A 20903-nucleotide genomic window follows, 5' to 3' on the forward strand; every position below is an offset into this window, starting at 1 on the left:
ATCAAGACGGTCGTATCGAATACCTTGGTCGTAATGACTTCCAGGTCAAGGTCCGCGGGTTCCGTATCGAACTGGGCGAGATCGAGTCGCGTCTTGGCAGTTGCACCGGGGTCAAGGAGGCGGTGGTCATCGCTCTGGAAGACCGTCCGGGCGAAAAACGCCTGGTGGCTTATGTGGTCGCCCAGCCCGAGATAACTCTTGATGTGGCAGAGCTGCGCGCCGAACTGGCACCGCAATTGGCTGAATACATGCTGCCGAGTGTCTTCGTGATCCTCGACGCACTGCCACTGACGGCGAACCGCAAGCTCGACCGCAAAGCGCTGCCAGCACCGGGCGCCGATGACTTTGCCCATCGCCACTACGAAGCGCCCGAAGGCGAGACCGAGACTCGGTTGGCGGCGATCTGGGCCGACCTGCTGGGCATGGAAAAAATCGGTCGTCACGACAACTTCTTCGAACTGGGCGGCCATTCGCTGCTGACCGTGCAACTGCAAGCCCGTCTGCACCAGGACATTGGCGTCGAGATCAACCTGCGCAAGTTGTTCGGCATGGGCTCCCTGCTGGCGTTAGCCGAGTGTGTGGATCACACCTCCCGGTCGAAGGTTCAGCCGATTGAAGTGGTCTCACGCACCAAGGACTTGCCACTGTCCCTGGCCCAGCAACGGCTGTGGTTCCTCGATCAACTGGACCACGCTGCCAGCGTCGCTTACCACATGCCAGCGGCCCTGCACCTGCGCGGTACACTCGACCGCCCTGCGCTGCAACGTGCGCTGGACCGCATCGTCGCCCGTCACGAGAGCCTGCGTACGACCTTCAAACAGCAGGACGAACAAGTCAGCCAGCACTTTGCCCCTGCAAACATCGGCTTTGCCCTGGCCGAGCACGACCTGCGCAACCTGGTCGGTGACGCACAGCACGCAATGATCGAGCAACTGAGCGAAGCTGAAGTCCATGCAGCGTTCGATCTGAGCCAAGGCCCGCTGATTCGCGGACGTTTGCTGCAACTAGCCGAGGACGAACATATCCTGCTGGTGACCCAGCATCACATCGTCTCCGATGGATGGTCCGTGGCGGTGTTGATTGACGAGTTCAACCACCTGTACAGCGCTTTCAGCCAAGGCCTTGCCGATCCTTTACCAGAACTGGCGTTGCAATACGTCGACTATGCCGTGTGGCAGCAACAGCATCTGCAAGGCGAACGCCTGCACCAACAGACCCGGTTCTGGAGCGAACACCTCAGCGGCGCACCCGCGCTGCTGGAGTTGCCCACAGACCATCCACGCCCGCAGGTGCAAAGCTATAAGGGCGCGACCCTGCCACTGGAACTGCCGACGCAGCTCAGTCACCGCTTGCGGCAGTTCAGCCAGCAACAGGACGTGACCCCGTTCATGACCCTGCTGACGGCGTGGTCGATCCTGCTTTCGCGATTGAGCAACCAGTCGCAAGTGGTGATTGGCACACCAGTGGCCAACCGTCCGCGTCAGGAAACCGAAGCGCTGATCGGTTTCTTCGTCAACACCCTGGCCCTGCGCGTCGATGTTCAGGCACACAGCCGTGTGGATCAGTTGCTGGCGCAGGTCAAAGCCATCACCCTCGACGCTTACAGCCATCAGGATCTGCCTTTCGAACAAGTGGTTGAAGCCCTGCAACCGCAGCGCAGCCTTGCTCACAGCCCGCTGTTCCAGGCCATGCTGGTGCTGGGCAATACCCCACGGGATCAGGCCCTGAACCTGCCTGGTCTGGAATTGACCGTGCTGCCCGATGCCACCGGCACCACACAGTTCGACCTGACCTTGTCGCTCAATGACGACGGCGAAAGCATTCACGGCCAGTTTGAATACGCCACCGACCTGTTCGACGCCAGCACCATCACGCGCTGGAGTCGCCACTTGCTGCAATTGCTCGACGCTCTGCTGGGTGACGTCACCCAACCACTGGCGAGCCTGCCGTTGCTTGATGCAGAGCAGCGCCGGCAACTGCTGGTGACGTTCAATCCACCCGCGCTGCCCCTGAACGAGCATTCTCAGCGTCTGCCGCAGCGTGCCTTCGAAGCACGGACAGCGCTGACTCCGGATGCAGTGGCGCTGGTCTGCGCCGGGCAAACCCTCAGTTACGCCGCTCTGAATGCCGAGGCCAACCGCATCGCCCACCGTTTGATTGCGCTGGGTGTACGTCCTGACGACACCGTGGGGCTCTGTGCCCTTCGCAGTCCGCAAATGGTGATCGGTCTGCTGGGGATCCTCAAAGCTGGCGCCGCCTATGTGCCGCTGGACCCGCAGTACCCAGCGCAGCGCCTGGCGCACATGCTGACCGACAGTGCGCCAAAGGTACTCGTCATCCAGCAAGGGCTGGACACGTTGCCGCTGCCAGAGGGCCTGGCAACGCTGGCGCTGGGCTGTCCATCGCTGCAGCACGTCGCCGATCACAACCCGCAGATCGCGGCGTTGAACTTTGGTCACCTGGCCTACGTGATCTACACCTCAGGCTCCACCGGGCTGCCCAAGGGGGTGATGGTCGAGCATCGCGGCCTGCGCAATCTGCTGGACTGGTACATCGAGGACCTGGCGTTGAATGCCGAGGATGCTGTTTTGCTGGCTTCCTCCTACAACTTCGACCTGACCCAGAAGAACATCCTCGCACCGCTGATGGTCGGGGCCGCGCTGCACCTGGCCGAAGAGCCGTTCAACCCGGATGCCATCGTTGCACAGATTGCCGCTGCCGGTATTACCCACCTCAACATGTCGCCCAGCGCTTTCCACGCGCTGGTAGACGCCGATACTGATAAATCCATGACGTGCCTCAAGCGCGTGGTGCTGGGTGGCGAGCCCATTCAGACCAACATGCTGGAAAAGCTCGGCCTGCCACGGCCCACCGTGATCAACAGCTACGGCCCGACCGAGTGCAGCGATGTGGTTGCCTGGCACGTGGCGGACATTGACCTGACGATCTACCACGACCGTTCGATGCCCATCGGAAAGCCGATCCGCAACATGCAATTGCATGTACTGGACGATCACGGCCAATTGTTGCCTGTGGGCGTGCGCGGAGAGATCCATATCGGTGGCGTGGGCGTCGCCCGTGGCTACCTCAACCTGCCGCAACTGAGTGCCGAACGCTTCGTTGCCAACCCGTTCACAGACCAGGCAGACGCTCGCCTGTACAAAACCGGCGACATCGGCCGCTGGCTTCCCGACGGCACGCTGGAATACCTGGGACGCAACGACGATCAGGTGAAAATCCGTGGACTGCGCGTCGAACTGGGGGAAATCGAAGCTGTGCTCGGCAGTTTGCCAGGTGTTCGTGAAGCCGCAGTGATTGCCCGCGATCACCAGAGCGAACACGCCAACGACAAGCGTCTGGTGGCGTATTTGTGCGGTGAACCGGCCGCAGCGGAGCAACTGCGCACCGAGCTGCTGAACCGTCTGCCCGAGCACATGGTGCCGAGCGCCTTCGTGGTGCTCGACGCCCTGCCCCTGACGCCCAACGGCAAACTCGACCGCCGCGCCTTGCCCGAACCAGGTCAGGACGCTTACGCAAGCCGTGCCTACGAGGCGCCTGAAGGGCCGGTTGAACAGGTTATTGCGCAGATCTGGAAGCAACTGCTGGGGCTTGAACGGGTCGGTCGTCACGACCGTTTCTTCGAACTCGGCGGCCACTCACTGCTGGCCGTCAGCCTGATCGACCGTTTGCGCAAGCATGGCCTGAGCGCCAGCGTGCGCACGGTTTTCACGGCGCCCAGCGTGCGCGAAATGGCCCTGGCCATCAGCCAGGACAAACACGTTTTGTTCCAGGCACCGGCCAATCGCATCCCGGCTGACTGCACGCACTTGACACCGGACATGCTGCCGCTGGTGCAACTGAGCGCCGCCCAGCTTGAACGGGTTGTTGCCGCAGTGCCTGGCGGTGCCGCCAACATTCAGGATATTTATCCGTTGGCGCCGTTACAGGAAGGCATCCTGTTCCATCACCTGCTCGGCCAGGAAGGCGATGCCTATCTGATACGCTCGATGATCGAGTTCGATAATCGCCAGTATCTCGATGCCTTTATCGCGGCGCTGCAGATCGTGATCGAGCGGCATGACATCCATCGCACCGCCGTGCACTGGAACGGTCTGCCCCAGGCAGTACAAGTGGTGCAACGTCACGCGCACCTGCCGGTACACAGCATGACCCTCGACAGCGACAAGGACGCGCTGGAACAGCTGTATGCGATGAGCGATCCGCAGCACCTGCGTCTGGACCTGAGTAAAGCGCCGCTGATGCGCGCCTGCATTGCCCGTGATCCTCACTCGGAGCGCTGGCTGCTGGCCCTGCTCAACCACCATGTGGCCAGCGACCATGTCACCCTTGAAGTGGTCCTGGAAGAAATCAACGCGATCCTCCACGGCCAGGGCGACAGCCTCCCTGCACCGCAGCCATATCGAGAGTTCATCGCCCAGACCCAGGCTGTTCCGGCCGAAGTCCATGAGGCCTACTTCCGCCGCAGACTCGCCGAGGTGGATTCGACCACCGCGCCTTTTGACCTGATGGAAGTGCAAGGCGACGGCAATAACATTGAAGAAGCCGAGGTGCTACTCAGCAGCACCCTGTCCCGACGTATCCGCGCTCAGGCGCGGGAACGCGGGATGACCCCGGCGGTGCTGTTCCATGTCGCCTGGGCACAGGTACTGGCCCGCTGCAGCGGTCGTGATGACGTGGTGTTCGGCACCGTGGTCGCGGGTCGCTTGCAAGGTTCGGCGGGCGCCGAACGGGCCATGGGGGTGTTTATCAACACCTTGCCAGTGCGCGTGCAACTGGCAGTCCAAGGCGCACATGAACTGCTACTCGCGACCCACCGTGACCTCACCGAATTGCTCGACCACGAGCAGGCGTCTCTGGCCCTGGCGCAGCGTTGCAGCAGTGTGGACACGTCTGCACCGCTGTTCACCACCCTCCTCAACTACAGGCACCAGAGCGATGACAGTCAGTTGCAATGGCCCGGCATGCGCATGCTCGACAGCGAGGAGCGGACCAACTACCCGCTGTGCCTGTCGGTCAATGATTACGGTGATGACCTCGGCCTGTTGATACACAGCGTGGAGTCCGTGAACCCACATCGTCTGTGCGCCATGACGCAGTGCGCGCTGGAGCAACTCACCGAAGCGCTGGCGCACACGCCGCATATTCCCCTCTCACAACTGGATGTACTGCCCGACGCCGAGCGCACACTGCTGGTGGAGACCTTCAACCAGAACCGCCATGACGGCCCGACGGACCTGTGCATTCAGCACCTGTTCGAAGCGCAGGTACGCTCGCAACCCGACGCGGTTGCACTGGTCGACGCGCAATGCAGCCTCACCTATGCCGAACTCAACGCACGGGCCAACCGCATTGCACATCGTCTGATCGAAGCGGGCCTGCGCCCGGACGAACGCGTAGCGCTGCTGGTGGAACGCAGTCCGGAAATGATCGTAGGCATCCTCGCCATCCTGAAAGCAGGCGGGGCCTATGTGCCGCTTGACCCGAACTACCCACAGGACCGCCTGCAACACATGCTCGACGACAGTTCGCCACGGGCGCTGTTGAGCCAAGGTCAGCTGGCCGAAGAACTGCCGACGCTGTTGATCCCCCACCTGCGACTGGAGGACGCACCGGGTAACGACACCAACCCGCAGCTCACAGACCTGACCTCACGGCACCTGTGCTACGTGATGTACACCTCCGGTTCTACCGGCAAACCGAAAGGGGTAATGGTTGAACACCGCTCTGTATGCAGCCAGATCGGTGCATTGCAGGAACGCTATGGCCTCAACCCGCAGGATCGTGTCCTGCAATTCGCCACCATGACCTTCGACATGTCGGTTGAAGAGATCTTCGGCGCCTTGCTGTCCGGTGCCGCCCTGGTATTGCGCAGCGATGCCTGGATCGCCGGCACTGCGGCCTTTGCCAGTTTGTGCGAGCAATACGCGATTACCGTCGCCAACCTGCCCACGGTCTTCTGGCAACAGGTCAGTCGCGACGCCGATGTGCCACTGCCAACCTGCCTGCGCCAATTTATGATCGGCGGCGAAGCGGTGGGCAAGCAGGCTGTCGCGCAGTGGTTCGAACGCCAAGGGCACCGTCCGGCGCTGTTCAACGCCTACGGTCCGACCGAAGCCACGGTCAATGCTTCGATTCGCCTGATGGAGCGCGACAACGAGGACTTCCGTTCTATCGGTATACCGGTGCGCAACACGCAACTCTATGTGCTGGACACCGCAGGCCTTCCAGCGCCGCTGGGTGTGGCTGGGGAGCTGTATATCGGGGGGATCTGTGTTGCCCGTGGTTACCTCAACCGCGCTGAACTCAGTGCCGAGCGCTTTATCGCAGACCCGTTCACCAACGACCCTGCGGCCCGTCTGTACAAGACAGGTGACCTTGCTCGCTGGCGCGCAGACGGGACCCTCGAATACCTGGGCCGCAATGACGATCAGGTGAAGATACGGGGCTTCCGTGTCGAACTGGGCGAAATCGAGGCGGTGCTGGGTGCCTGTGCCGGTGTTAGCGAAGCTGTGGTGGTTGCACGTGAAAGTACGCCCGGCCAGTCCGACAGCAAACGTTTGATCGCCTACCTGTGCGGCGACACTGTGCCTGTCGAGCAATTGCGTGCCGCGCTGATGGAGGCGCTTCCGGATTACATGGTGCCCAGTGCCTATGTGCATCTGCAGTCCATGCCCTTGACACCCAACGGCAAGCTGGACCGCCTTTCGCTGCCTGCCCCGGGCCAGGAAGCGTTTGTCAGCCGCGCCTACGAGGCACCGCAAGGCGAAATCGAACAGATCGTCGCAGGTGTCTGGCAAGAGCTGCTGGGTATCGAGCAAGTGGGCCGATTTCTTCGAACTCGGCGGTCATTCGCTGTTGGCAGTGCAAGTCATTCTGCGGGCACGCGAAACCTTTGGCGTTGAAGTCCCCCTGCGGGGCCTGTTCGAACATCCCTCACTGCAGGCCCTGGCCGATCTGATCACGACTTTGCAACTGGCACAGTACGGTTCGGACGACCTGATGGACCTGGAACACGAAATGGCTTCGCTTTCCGAAAGCGAACTGCTCTCTATCCTTTCCAAGGATGCTTGATAAATTGAACTCACATAACGATAGTCTCGACCAACTGAAACGCGCCGCATTGTTGCGCCTGCTCAAACAGCGCGGCGCCACGCGGGTTGTCGATAGCGCACCTGACGAAATAGTTGCCGCGCACCGCGAAGGTCCGCTGCCCCTGTCGTTCGCTCAGCAGCGGCTGTGGTTCATCGATCAACTCGATCCGACGGCGAGTGCCGCTTATCACATACCTGCATCGCTGGTGCTGCATGGCAACCTGGACCGCAGCGCACTCAAGGCCAGCCTTGATCGCCTGGTGGCGCGCCATGAAAGCCTGCGTACGACCTTCCGCCGTGAAGGCGAGCAGCCGGTGCAAATCATCGCAGCGGCCGACTGCGGCTTTAGCCTGGTCGAACATGATCTGCGCCATCTGCCCAAGGAACAGGCGGAACAACACGCGGCGCAATTGAGCGAGCAGGAAGCCTCAGCGCCCTTCGATTTGCTGCACGGCCCACTGATCCGCGGCAGTCTGCTACGTCTGAACGACACTGAACATCGACTGCTGATTACCCAGCACCACATCATCTCCGATGGCTGGTCGATTGGCATACTGGTCAAGGAGTTCGCGGCACTGTACGAGGCGTTCAGCACCGGCCAGCCCGATCCCCTGCCACCATTGGCCTTGCAATATGCCGACTACGCGGCCTGGCAACGGCGGCATCTGGAAGGTGAGCGCCTGAGCCAGCACATCGAGTTCTGGCGTAGCCATCTGTCGGGCGCTCCGGCCTTGCTGGCGTTGCCCACCGACAGGCCACGACCGGCGGTGCAGAGCTACCGGAGCGAGACGTTGAGCTTTGATCTGCCGGTTGCGTTGTCCGGTGCCATCACCCGTTTTGCCCAGTCCCGCGCCGCCACGACGTTCATGACGCTGATCGCCGCCTGGGCCGTATTGCTGGGCCGAATCAGCGGCCAGCAGGACGTGGTGATCGGCACCGTCACTGCCAACCGCGACCGGCTGGACGTGCAGGCGCTGATCGGTTTCTTCGTCAACACTCTGGCACTGCGGGTACGACTGGATGCCAATCCGACCCTTGATCAGGTACTGCAGCAGGTCAAGGAACTGATGCTGGAGTCCGCCAGCCGTCAGGAAGCGCCATTCGAGCAGGTCGTCGAAGCTCTCAAACCTCCGCGCAGTGCCAGCCACAGCCCGGTGTTCCAGACCATGCTCTACACCGATACCGACAGCGCTGGCGGGCAGCTGCAACTGCCGGGCCTGAAGCTCGAATTTTTGCCATCCCACAATGAAAACACCCAGCATGACCTGTCGTTGCACATTGACGAAAGCGGCGAGAACCTGTCTTGCAGCCTGTCGTATTCCACCGCGCTGTTCGACGCCAGCAGCATAGAGCGCCTGACCGCGCGCTTCGAACGGCTACTGCGTGGTTTCACCGAAGCGCCGCAGACACGTATCGGCGAACTGCAACTGGACCCTGCGCTGGTGCTGCCCGAAGTCACCGCCCTGGCACCGGTGGCGGAGCGGTTGCCGCTGTCCTATCACCAGGAGCGTATCTGGTTTGTCGACACCTTCGAAACCGGTTACCTGTATGACGCCAACCCGGTGTATCACAACCTCGCGCTGCTACTGGAGTTGTCGGGCGAACTGAACATCGCGGCCCTGCAAACCGCCCTTGACGGTCTGCTGGCCCGCCATGCCATCCTGCGCTGCCGTGTACACAGCGACGGCGCCAGCGCCTGGCAGAGTTTCGACGGCCCGGCCCGCCTGACGCTGGAGCAACACCAAGGCAATGCGGACAACATGCGCACACTGGCTGTTGCCGAGACCCGTCGCCCGCTGGACATGAGCGCTGGCAGCCTGGTGCGCGCCAGCCTGATCAGGGCAGACGAGAATAACGGCGTACTGGCCTTGACCGTGCATCACCTGCTGGCCGACCGCACCTCGCTGCAACTGATCAAACGCGACCTGCTGGCGCTTTATGAAGCCGCCTGTGCCGGACGTGAGGCCGCGCTACCGATAGTGTCCCTCAACTATGCCGATTTCGCCGCATGGCAACGCCAGTTGCCTGCTGCAGTGCTGGAAAACCTGCGGGCCTATTGGAGTTACCAGTTACGCGGCAAGCTTCAGGCGCTGGAATTACCACTCCATCGGCCAAGGGCCGCAGTTCATGTGTTCAGTGAGGCGACCCATGAGTGTGTGATCGATACAGCACTGAAGCGGGGCCTGGAACAACTGGCAGAACGCGTCGGCGTCAGTGCTTCAAGCCTTGCGCTAAGCGCATTCGCCGCCCTGCTGCGGCGCTATGCCGGGCACGACGAACTGGTTATCGGCACCAGCGCGGCCTGCCGCGAACCGGCTCTGCAACATGTGGTCGGCCCGCTGGACAATCTGCTGGTGATCCGTGCTGCCTGTGACAGCGAGACCACCCTGCAAACCCTGCTCGAGCAGACCGCCAACACCCTGACCGAAGCCCTCCGGCATCGTCACATGCAGTTCGACCAACTGGTGCGTGTGCTTGATCCGGCCAAGGACATGAGCCGTACGGCGCTGTTCGATGTACTGTTCAACTTTCAGCACGTCAGCGACAGCGGCACCATGGTCGCAGGTCTGGAAGTCAATAGTCTGGAAACCAACCTGGGCTACGGCAAGAACGACTTGCACCTGCTGATCAATGCGGGTGAGCTACTCTGGCACGGGCACCTGACCTACAACGCCGATTTCTTCACCGCTGAATTTATCGATCAGCTGATGCGCCATTACGTGCGCTTGTTGCAGGCCTTTGTCGATGCCCCGCAACAGCGCGTTGACAACGTGGCGCTGCTCGATGCCGCCGAGCGCCAACGCCAGGTAATCGACTTCAACGACTCCGAAGCGGCCTGGCCCGACACCCTGACCCTGCATCAAATGTTCGAAGAGCAGGCGCGCCGGACCCCGGACAACATCGCGGTCAATCTGGGCGAGGAGCGGCTCAGCTACCGCCAGTTGAACGAACAGGCGAACTGCCTCGCTCATCGTCTGCGTGATGCCGGTGTGCAGCCGCAAGAGCTGGTGGCGATTATCCTTGAGCGCTCACCAGCGATGATTGTCGCTACCCTCGCCGTACTCAAGGCTGGCGCCGCTTACGTGCCGATTGACCCTGGCTCTCCGGCCGCGCGAATCGACTACGTGCTGCGTGACAGCGGCACGCACAAAGCCATTGCCCGTGAGGACATGAGCCCTGCTCTGCTGGCGCTTGGAATCGAAATCTTCACCCCGGAGTCGGGCGAATCCGCAGGCAAAAACGTCGAGTTCACGGCCAACCTGCAGAACGTTAACGCCCCGGACCATCTCTGCTACGTGATCTACACCTCCGGCTCCACTGGCGAACCCAAAGGGGCGCTGCTGGAACACCGCAACGTCGTGCGCCTGATGCACAACAGTCGCTCACAATTCACCTTCAATGCCGAGGATGTCTGGTCGCTGTTTCACTCCAACGCCTTCGATTTCTCGGTTTGGGAAATGTACGGGGCCCTGCTCTATGGGGGTCGCCTGACGCTGGTGCCAGAAGCTCTGCGCCGTGATCCCGAGGCGTTGCTGGATTTCCTCGAAAGCGAGCAGGTCAGCGTACTTAACCAGACGCCATCGGCCTTTCTGCAACTTGCCAGCGCCGCCCTCGGGCGCAGCGATGTAAATCTGGAACACTTGCGTTATGTCATCTTCGGTGGTGAAAGCCTGGAGCCTGGCAAACTGGACGAGTTCCACCGGACCTTTGCCCACGTGACACTGGTGAACATGTATGGCATCACCGAAACCTGCGTACACGTCACCTATAAAGCCATTGGTGCCGAAGATATCGCCGCAGGTATTTCCAATGTCGGCAGGCCGATCCCGACCACTGTGGCCTATATCATGGACGCGCGGCAGGACCTGTTGCCGATTGGCGTAGCCGGGGAAATCTGTGTCGCAGGTTTGGGCGTTGGTCGTGGCTACCTGAATCGACCTGAGCTGACCGCCGAACGATTTATTGCCGATCCGCTGCGTCCCGGTACACGCCTTTACCGTTCCGGCGACCTGGGCAAGCTGCTGGATAATGGCGAAATCGTTCACTTGGGCCGCATGGACGCGCAAGTCAAGATTCGCGGTTTCCGCATCGAACTGGGGGAAATCGAGGCCAAACTGCTGGCCTGCGAGGGCGTTCGTGAAGCCCGAGTGTTGGCCCGTGATGACGCAAGTCAAGGCAAGCGCCTGATTGCCTACCTGATCGCCGAACCATCGGTCCGCCTGGAAGTGGCCGCCCTGCGCAAGCAACTGGGCGCCACCCTGCCCGATTACATGATTCCCAGCGCCTTTGTGAGCCTGGCGGCCTACCCACTGACCAGTAACGGTAAGCTGGATCAGAACGCACTGCCAGCACCGGACCTTGAAGCCATGTCCGAGCGCAGCTACGCCGCTCCAGAAGGCGCCACTGAACTGGCCCTGGCGCAGATATTTCAGGACCTTCTGGGCCTGGAGCGCGTGAGCCGGCATGACAGCTTCTTCGAACTCGGCGGTCACTCACTGCTGGCCGCTCAACTGGTTTCAAGAGTGCGCCAACAGCTGGGCGGCGAGATGATGCTGCGCCAGTTGTTCAGTCACCCGACGGTGGCCGAGCTGGCAAGGGTCGTCGACGGCCTGCAAGCGACCGCCACCGACAGCATTGAAGCCATCGAGCGTAACGAGCCGTTGGCGCTGTCCTTTTCCCAGCAACGCCTGTGGTTCCTCGACAGACTCGCTCCTGGTGCCAGCAGCGCCTACCACATGCCGATGTCGCTGCTGTTGCGCGGCGAGCTTGATCACCGAGCGCTCAAGGCTGCGCTCGACCGTCTGGTCGCACGTCATGAAAGCCTGCGCACTACCTTCGAGCTGCACGGTGAACAGCCTGTGCAGGTCATCGCTGCTGCGAATAGCGGTTTCGCCCTGACCGAGCAGGACCTGCGCTCGCTGTCCTATGAACAAGCCAGCCTCAGCGCTTCACGTATCGCTGACAGCGAAGCCGCTGCACCCTTTGACCTGCGCCAGGGTCCGCTGATTCGCGGGCGTCTGCTGCGTTTGGCAGATGATGAGTACATGCTGTTGATCACCCAGCACCACATCATCTCAGACGGCTGGTCGGTGGGTGTGCTGGTCAAGGAATTTGCTGCCCTCTACCAGGCGTTCAGTCAGCATCAGCCGGACCCGCTGCCGGCCCTGTCAATCCAGTACGCCGACTACGCCGCCTGGCAACGCCGCACCTTTACCGGCGAGCGCCTTGCCGAGCAGGCCGACTTCTGGCGTGAGCACCTGGGTGGCGCGCCGACGCTGCTGTCGCTGCCCACCGACCGGGCGCGTCCGGCGGTGCAAAGCTACCGCGGCGGTGCTGTGCCAGTGACAATCGATACAGCGCTTTATCAGCGTCTGGAGCGCTTCTGCCAGGCCCATAACGTCACCCTGTTCATGGGCCTGCTCAGTGCCTGGTCGGTGCTTATGGCGCGTCTGGGCAACGAACGCGATGTGGTGATAGGCGTGCCAAGCGCCAACCGTGGCCGTACCGACACCGAGAACCTGATCGGCTTTTTCGTCAACACCCTGGCCCTGCGTGTTGATCTGACGCAGAACCCGAGCGTAGAGCAACTGCTGGATCAGGTCCGCCAGACCACGCTGGCGGCCCATGAGCATCAGGACATTCCGTTCGAGCAAGTGATCGAAGCCTTGCAGCCGCCACGCTCGATGAGCCATAGCCCGCTGTGTCAGGTCGCCCTGTCGCTGGATAACACCAGCATCGGCGGCGAGTTGACCCTGCCGGGCCTTAGCCTGCATCCCGTTTTACAAGCCCATGAAACTGCGCAGTTCGACCTGATGCTGACCCTGGGTAGCGACGCCGGTACTCTCAACGGGGTAATCGAGTACGCCAGCGATCTCTTCGATCGCTCCACCGTCGAGCGTTTTGCCCAGCATTTCCATACCCTGCTCGAAGCAATGGTCGAGGATGTCGCGCAACCGGTGCTCGGCCTGCCGTTGCTCAGTGCAGCGCAGCGTCTGGCCTCTCCAGCACTGCTGCAGCCCAAGGCGGTATTCGCGTCGGGCCTGATGGTACATCAGCGCTTCGAACAGTTCGCTGCCGCCCATCCGCAGGACATCGCACTGGTCTTTGGCGGGCAAGAGGTGAGTTACCAGGCGCTCAACCGCCGTGCCAACCGTCTGGCCCGTGAACTGCTTGCCCAAGGCGTGCGTCCCGATGACCGGGTAGCCATCCTCGCAGAACGGGGCACACAGATGATCTGCGCAGTACTGGCGGTACTCAAGGCCGGTGCGGCCTACGTACCCCTTGACCCGGCGTACCCCACCGAACGTCTCGGCTACCTGCTGACGGACAGTGCGCCGGTGGCGTTGCTGGCCCAGTCGGCCTGCCTCGACGTACTGCCGGCGCATAGCGTGCCGGTACTGAACCTCGGCGCGGATAACGACAGTGCTGATTTGGCGGATGAATCACTGGACTGCAACCCTGAGCCTGACGCACTGGGTCTGTCCCGCGAGCATTTGGCGTATGTCATTTACACTTCAGGGTCCACAGGTCTGCCCAAAGGTGTGCTAGTGGAGCACGGCAACGTGGCACGCCTGTTCGACGCCACTGCCGGGCAATTCAACTTCGGGCGTGAGGATATCTGGACGCTGTTCCACTCCTTCGCCTTCGACTTCTCGGTCTGGGAAATCTGGGGCGCGCTGTGTTATGGCGGCAAACTGGTCATCGTCCCGAGTGAGGTGGCGCGTTCGCCGGATGACTTCTATGCGCTGGTCTGCGAGCAGCAGGTCACCGTCCTGAACCAGACGCCAAGCGCTTTCCGCCAGTTCATTCAGGCCCGCGAACGCAGCCCGCAAGAGCATGCACTGCGTGAAGTGGTGTTCGGGGGTGAGGCTTTGGACTTCCGCAGCCTGCAGCCCTGGACTGCACGCACGCCGCTGTCGCGTACCCGTCTGGTGAACATGTACGGGATCACGGAAATCACCGTGCATGCCACCTACTACCCGATCAGCCAGTCGGAAATCGACACCGCTATGCCAAGCCTGATCGGGCCGGCGCTTGACGACCTGTGTTTGCGCATTCTCGACGACTACCAGCAACCGGTGCCGGTGGGTGTCAATGGCGAGATTTATATCGGCGGTGCCGGGGTCGCCCGGCATTACCTGAACCGCACGGAACTGAATACCGAGCGTTTCATTGCCGACCCTTATGCCGCGCAAAGCGGCGCACGCCTCTATCGTACCGGCGACGTTGCGCACTACCGCAGCGACGGCGGCGTGGTTTACGTGGGCCGCAATGACTCGCAAATCAAGATTCGCGGCTTTCGTATCGAGCTGGGCGAGATCGAGGCGCAATTGCTCGCCTGCCCCGAGGTCCGTGAAGCGATGGTCATCGTGCGTGAGGATCGCCCCGGTGACAAACGCCTGGTCGCTTACCTGATTGCCGAGGACGGCGCTGCTCCCGAGTCAGCACTCCTGCGCAGCCAACTGGCCAGCGTGCTGGCCGAACACATGCTGCCCAGTGCCTTTGTGACCCTTGAAACCTGGCCGCTGACCACCAACGGCAAACTTGACCGTGCCGCCCTGCCCGCGCCGGACCAGTTGGCTACGGTGAGTCGTGACTACGAAGCGCCGCTAGGCACTATCGAAACCACCCTGGCCGGGGCATGGCAGGAATTGCTCGGGGTTGAACCGGTCGCCAGGATCACTTCTTCGAACTTGGCGGTCACTCCTTCCTGGTCATCAGCCTGATAGAGCGCTTGCGTCAGATAGGCTTGTTGCTGGACGTGGGTACGGTGTTCTCGGCACCGACCCTGCAAGCCATGGCCGCCGTCCTGGCGGACGGCACTACGGTGGAACGGGTCGCCCCGGCGAACCTGATTCCCGCCGACTGCACGGCGTTGACCCCGGACATGCTGCCGCTGGTGAAACTGACCCAGCAGGAACTGGAGCATATCGTTGCAGACGTGGCAGGCGGCGTCGCCAATGTCCAGGATATCTACCCACTGTCGTCGTTGCAGGAAGGCATCCTGTTTCACCACCTGTTGCAGTCAGAAGGCGACGCCTACCTGATGCGCACCATAGCGACCTTCGACAGCCGTGACTTGCTCGACAACTTCCTCGGCGCACTGCAAGTGGTGATCAACCGCCACGACATCATGCGCAGCGCCCTGCGCTGGCAAGGTTTGTCGCAACCGGTACAGGTGGTGCATCGACAGGCAACGTTGCCAATCATTCAGCTCGATACTGCGCCAGGTGACGACGCCTTGCAGATGTTGCGCGAACGCACCGATACCTACCATCTGCGTCTGGACCTGCAACAGGCACCGCTGATAGCCGCGTACATCACTTACGATACCCGGCAGGAAAAGTGGCTGATGGCGTTGCTGGACCATCACCTTATCAGCGACAACGTCACCCTTCGCCTGATCATGGGCGAGATCCAGACGGTGATGGACGGACGCGCGGACAGCCTGCCGCCATCGCAGCCGTATCGCAACTTCATCGCTCGGGCTGCCTGCGTTTCCCAGGCCGAACATGAAGCTTATTTCCGTCAACTGCTGGGGGATGTCGATACCACCACCGCGCCCTACGGCGTGCTCGATGTGCGTGGCGGCGACGCAGTCATCCTGCGCTCGGTACAGGAACTGAGCGACGACCTCAGCGCGCGGGTCCATAGCACCGCACGGACCCAAGGCGTGCCCACCTCGGTGCTGTTCCACGCGGCATGGGGTTTGGTTGTGGCCGCCACCAGCGGACGCGACGACGGGATTTTCGGTACGGTGCTTTCCGGACGTTCCCAAGGCACCTCCGGCGCCAACCATGCGCTGGGGATGTTCATCAATACCTTGCCGATGCGTATCCGCCTGCAACAAAACAGCGTGCGCGATATCGTTCAGGACGCCTACCAACAGCTCAGCGGCCTGCTGACCCACGAGCAGGCACCTCTGGCCCTGGCGCAACGCTGCAGTGCAGTGGATGCGGCGCTGCCGATGTTCACGGTGATCCTCAACTGCCGTCACGGTGATCTGACAGACATTGCCGGGGAAAACGTCGAGGACCTGGCCGGGCAGGAAGGCATTCATTTCCAGGAGTCCGAAACCCGTACCAACTATCCGATCGAAATTGCCGTGGCCAATGAGGGCAGCGGTTTTTCGCTGACCGCGCAGTCCATCAGCGGTATCGATCCGCACCGGATTGCCGCCTACCTCGGTCAGGCGGTTGCCGAGCTGGTCAACGCCCTTGAGCAGGATCCGGCACGCTTGGCGAGCAGTCTGGAAGTGATTCCGCAGGCCGAGCGGCAACTGCTGCTCAACGACTTCAATGACACCGCCAGCGACTTCGCACCTGCCGTGCCTGTCCATGCTTTGTTCGAACACCAGGTCCGCCGCAATCCTGATGCAGTGGCGCTGGTCTACGAAGACCGCAAACTGACCTATCGGCAGCTCAACCGCCGCGCCAACCACGTGGCCCGGCAGTTGCTGCAACTCGAGGTGCAGCCGGACGAGCGCGTGGCCATCTGCGCCGAACGCAGCCTGGACATGATTGTCGGCTTGTTGGGCGTGCTCAAGTCCGGTGCTGCCTACGTGCCGATCGACCCTGCCCACCCGACGGACCGCATGGCCTTCATGCTGCAGGACAGCCAGCCGCGCGCGCTGCTGACTCAGAGCGCACTCAGTCTGCCGGTTGGCGACATACCGCTGATGCTGCTGGACAGCGCTGAATCGATGCTGGCGGCGGATGATCAGGCGTTCGACGCCAATCCGCTGGTAGACAGCCTGACGGCGGAAAACCTGGCTTACGTAATCTACACCTCAGGCTCTACCGGCCAGTCGAAAGGTGTCATGGTCGAGCACCACTCGGTGTTCAACTTCTGGAACGTGCTGACCCGCACGACCCATCAGCACTGCCCGACGCCGGCCACCGTGGCGCTGAATGCCGGCTTCTTCTTCGACATGTCGATCAAAGGCATCTCGCAATTGTTCTCTGGCCACAAGCTGGTGATTATCCCGCAACTGCTGCGTGCCAACGGCAGTGAACTGCTGGACTTCCTGGAAGCTCATCAGGTTCATGCCTTCGACTCTACGCCGTCGCAGCTCGACACCCTGCTCTCGGCCGGCCTGCTGGAACGCAGCAGCTATCAGCCGGTCAGCGTGCTGTTGGGCGGTGAGGCGATCAACGCCAGCACCTGGGACAAGCTGCGTAACTGTCAGACCATCCGCTTCTACAACATGTATGGCCCGACCGAGTGCACTGTGGACGCGACCATCGATCTGATCCGCGATCTGGGTGAAAAACCAAGTATTGGCCGCCCTATCGCCAACGTTCAGGTGCATGTTCTGGATGCGCGTGGCGAGCCGGCACCACTGGGCGTCGTCGGCGAAATTCACATTGGCGGTCGTGGTGTGGCCCGTGGTTACCTGAACCGTGACGAGCTGAGTGCCGAACGTTTCATCGTCGACCGGTTCTCCGATGTCGCCAATGCGCGCCTTTACAAAACCGGCGATCTGGGTCGCTGGCAGGCAGATGGCACGCTGGAATACATGGGCCGCAACGACTTCCAGGTGAAGGTTCGTGGTTTCCGCATCGAGCTGGGTGAAATCGAAAACGTTCTGCTGACCATACCCGGTATCCGCGAGGCGGTAGTGATTGCCCGTAACGATAGCCAGGGCGACTCGGAGAGCCAGCGCCTGGTGGCCTACGTGTGTGGCGAATCGGTGGCAGCTGAACACTTGCGCAGCGAATTGCTCAAGCATCTGCCGGAGTACATGGTGCCCAACGCGTTCGTCCAACTGGACGCCCTGCCGCTGACCGCCAACGGCAAACTCGACCGCCGTGCGCTACCCGCCCCTGGTCAGGATGCGTTGGCCAGCAAGGCTTACGAGGCGCCGCAAGGCGAAACCGAAGAGGCCATCGCCGAGATATGGAAAGCCTTGCTGCACCTGGACCAGGTGGGCCGCAACGACGGGTTCCTTGAACTGGGTGGTCACTCGTTGCTCGCCGTGCAGTTGCTGTCGCGACTGCGGCGCAAGCTCGGTACACGAATCACCTTGCGTGAGCTCTTCGACGCGCCGACCGTGCGTGGCCTGGCTTCACTGGTCAACGCCGCAGTGCCAGGTGAAGCGCAATCGATTCCGAGGGCCAATCGCTCCGGCCGTCTGCCACTGTCTTTTTCACAGCAGCGCCTGTGGTTCCTCGATCACCTGGATCACGCGGCTGGGGCGGCCTACCACCTGCCGCTGGCGTTGCGCCTGACAGGGTCACTTGACACGGCTGCCCTGGAGGCAACGCTGGATCGCCTGGTTGCACGCCACGAAACCCTGCGCACGCGTTTTGAACTGGTGGACGGTGAACCGGTGCAGAAGATCGCCCCGGCCGATAGCCGCTTTCCTTTGGTGAAACAGGATCTGCGCGACCTTTCCAGTGCAGAGCGCACTTCAACCCTGGCCCGTCTGGGTCAGGAAAATGCCACGCAACTGTTCGACCTGACCAAGGGCCCGATGCTGCGCGGGCATTTGCTGCAGGTTGCAGACGCCGAGCATGTGCTATTGATCACGCTGCATCACATCGTCTCCGACGGCTGGTCCAACAGTGTTCTTGCTCAGGAAGTGAGCGTGCTTTACGCCGCCTTCAGTCAAGCCCAAAAAGACCCGCTGCCAGCGCTGCCACTGCAATACGTGGACTACGCCGCCTGGCAACGGCAATCCCTCGACGGCCCCGCGCTGCAGGCCCAGATCGACTTCTGGCGCAAGCATCTGGAAGGTGCACCAAGCGTATTGAACCTGCCACTGGACCGTCCGCGCCCAGCCATCCAGAGTTATACCGGCGGGATGATCGACTGTGTGCTCTCGCCAGAGCTGAGTGCCGACTTGCGCGCCTTCAGTCAGGCTCAGGGCAGCACATTGTTCATGGTCCTGCTGGCCGGCTGGTCGATGCTCATGAGTCACCTCAGCGGCCAGAACGATGTGGTGGTCGGTACACCGGTCGCTAACCGTCAACGCCCGGAGCTGGAGCCACTGATCGGCTTCTTTGCCAATACGCTGGCGTTGCGTGTGGCTACCTGCCGAGAGACCCGACTGAGTGAAGTGCTCGTTCGGATCAAAGACATCACGCTGGCTGCCTACAGTCATCAGGATCTGCCGTTCGAGCAAGTGGTAAGCGCCTTGCAGCCAACCCGCAGCATGAGCCACAGCCCGTTGTTCCAGGTGATGCTGAGCCTGGACAACACGCCACCTTCGCTGTTGCAACTGCCCGGCCTGGAGGTGGAGTCGCTGGAGAGCGCCCATATCACCACGCAGTTCGACCTTTCGTTGTCACTCGCCGATACCGGCGAAAGCCTGAGCGGCGGCCTGCAATACTCTACCGACCTGTTCGACAAAACCACTGCGCAGTCCATCATTCAGCTGTTTGCCAGGGTTCTGGAGAATATGGTGAGCGATGCTCGGCAGTCGATCGGCCAGGTGCTGGACAACACGCCAGCGCTGCCGCGTTCGGCGCATGCCGCAACTATCGCTGCGACGGTCGAAGATGAACAGCCTGAAGCCCTGCCTTACGAAGCGCCTGAAGGCGACACCGAGATCGCCCTCGCCAACCTATGGAAAGAGTTACTCAAGCTGGACAAGGTCAGTCGCCATGACGACTTCTTCAAGCTAGGCGGTATTTCCCTGATGGCGGTGCAAATGGCCTCGCGCTTGCGCAAGGTGCTCGGCAAACCGATCGCGGTCCGAGATCTGTTCATCGAGCCAACCATCGCCGGTTTTGCCAGAACCCTGGACGGCCAGGCACGCCCCGGCCAGCACAGCAATCTGGTGCCGGTCCGTCGCACAGGCTCGCAAAGGCCGCTGTTCCTGGTTCACCCGCTGGGCGGCGAAGTGCAGTACGTGCGCGATCTGGCCGCAGAAATCGACCCGCAGGTGCCGCTCTATGGGTTGGCCGCCAGTGGTCTGGCAGCTGGGGAGACGCCGCTGTTCGAGGTGTCTGCCATGGCCGCGCGCTACGTGACGGCGATTCGTCAGGTACAGCCGAAAGGGCCTTACCGGATCGGTGGCTGGTCTGCAGGTGGTCTTATCGCTTATGAAATGGCCCGCCAATTGCAATCCAGCGGCGAACAGCTGGAGTTCCTCGGCATCATCGACACCTCCACGCGTCTTGAGCAGCAAGCGCCGGAAGCATTGAGCGAAGGTCAATTCCTGATGAGCTGGCTACCCGAGCAGCTTGATCCCGAAGTATTCCGGCAACTCACCGAGCTGGCCAGCACGGGTGCCGTCGAAGATATGCTGACACTTTGCGTGGCACACCGCCTGCTTCCGGAGGAACTGCCTCAGGACGTCGATGCCGCCTTGTTACGCAGCCATCTTGCGGTCGCCTATGCGACCCATATTGCGGTCGGTACCTATTTCACCCTGCCTGCTCCGCTTACGGTGACGCTGTTTACCGCCAGTGCCGAGGAGCGCGACGATCCGCTGCTGGGTTGGACGGCCTTGCTTGACTCTCCGGTGAGCGTTACAGCGCTTCCCGGCACCCACGACACGCTGGTCAGGGCACCTCATGTGAGTGCGCTGGGCCAGGCGATCTCTCGAGCCCTGAGCAAGGAGGCCGCCAACGAGACCCGCAGAGAAGAAGTTTCACGTTCGATAACAGCCCCATCTGAGTAGTAACCGCCACGTTGCGCAGGATGTCCCGGTATCCCATGACAGACATTTCCTGCGCAACTCAGCTTAATTAGAGCCTGGAGCTGAATCGTTTTTGTAAAAATATTTACATGTGATACCGAATGTTAATGATGTTGAGGCACAGCAGGTTTGAGCATCTCAAG

The 20903-nt window shown here is 61.6% G+C and carries 2 protein-coding genes and 1 pseudogene; all 3 read left to right on the forward strand.

Annotated features, from left to right (window positions below):
- The first annotated feature begins 14 nt into the window (after positions 1-14).
- A complete protein-coding gene (locus tag N018_RS13800) occupies positions 15-6923 on the forward strand; it encodes a non-ribosomal peptide synthetase (protein ID WP_229631506.1) in 6909 nt (2302 codons plus the stop codon).
- Complete coding sequence (locus tag N018_RS25790) at positions 6883-7092, forward strand: phosphopantetheine-binding protein (protein ID WP_032620937.1); 210 nt, start codon at positions 6883-6885, stop codon at positions 7090-7092. Before N018_RS13800 ends, N018_RS25790 begins: the two co-directional genes overlap by 41 nt.
- Positions 7093-7225: 133 nt before the next feature.
- Positions 7226-20742: pseudogene (locus N018_RS28800) on the forward strand (amino acid adenylation domain-containing protein); the annotation flags it as partial.
- Positions 20743-20903: the final 161 nt, after the last annotated feature.

The sequence above is a fragment of the Pseudomonas syringae CC1557 genome, from assembly GCF_000452705.1.
In the GTDB taxonomy this organism is placed as follows: Bacteria; Pseudomonadota; Gammaproteobacteria; order Pseudomonadales; family Pseudomonadaceae; genus Aquipseudomonas; species Aquipseudomonas syringae_F.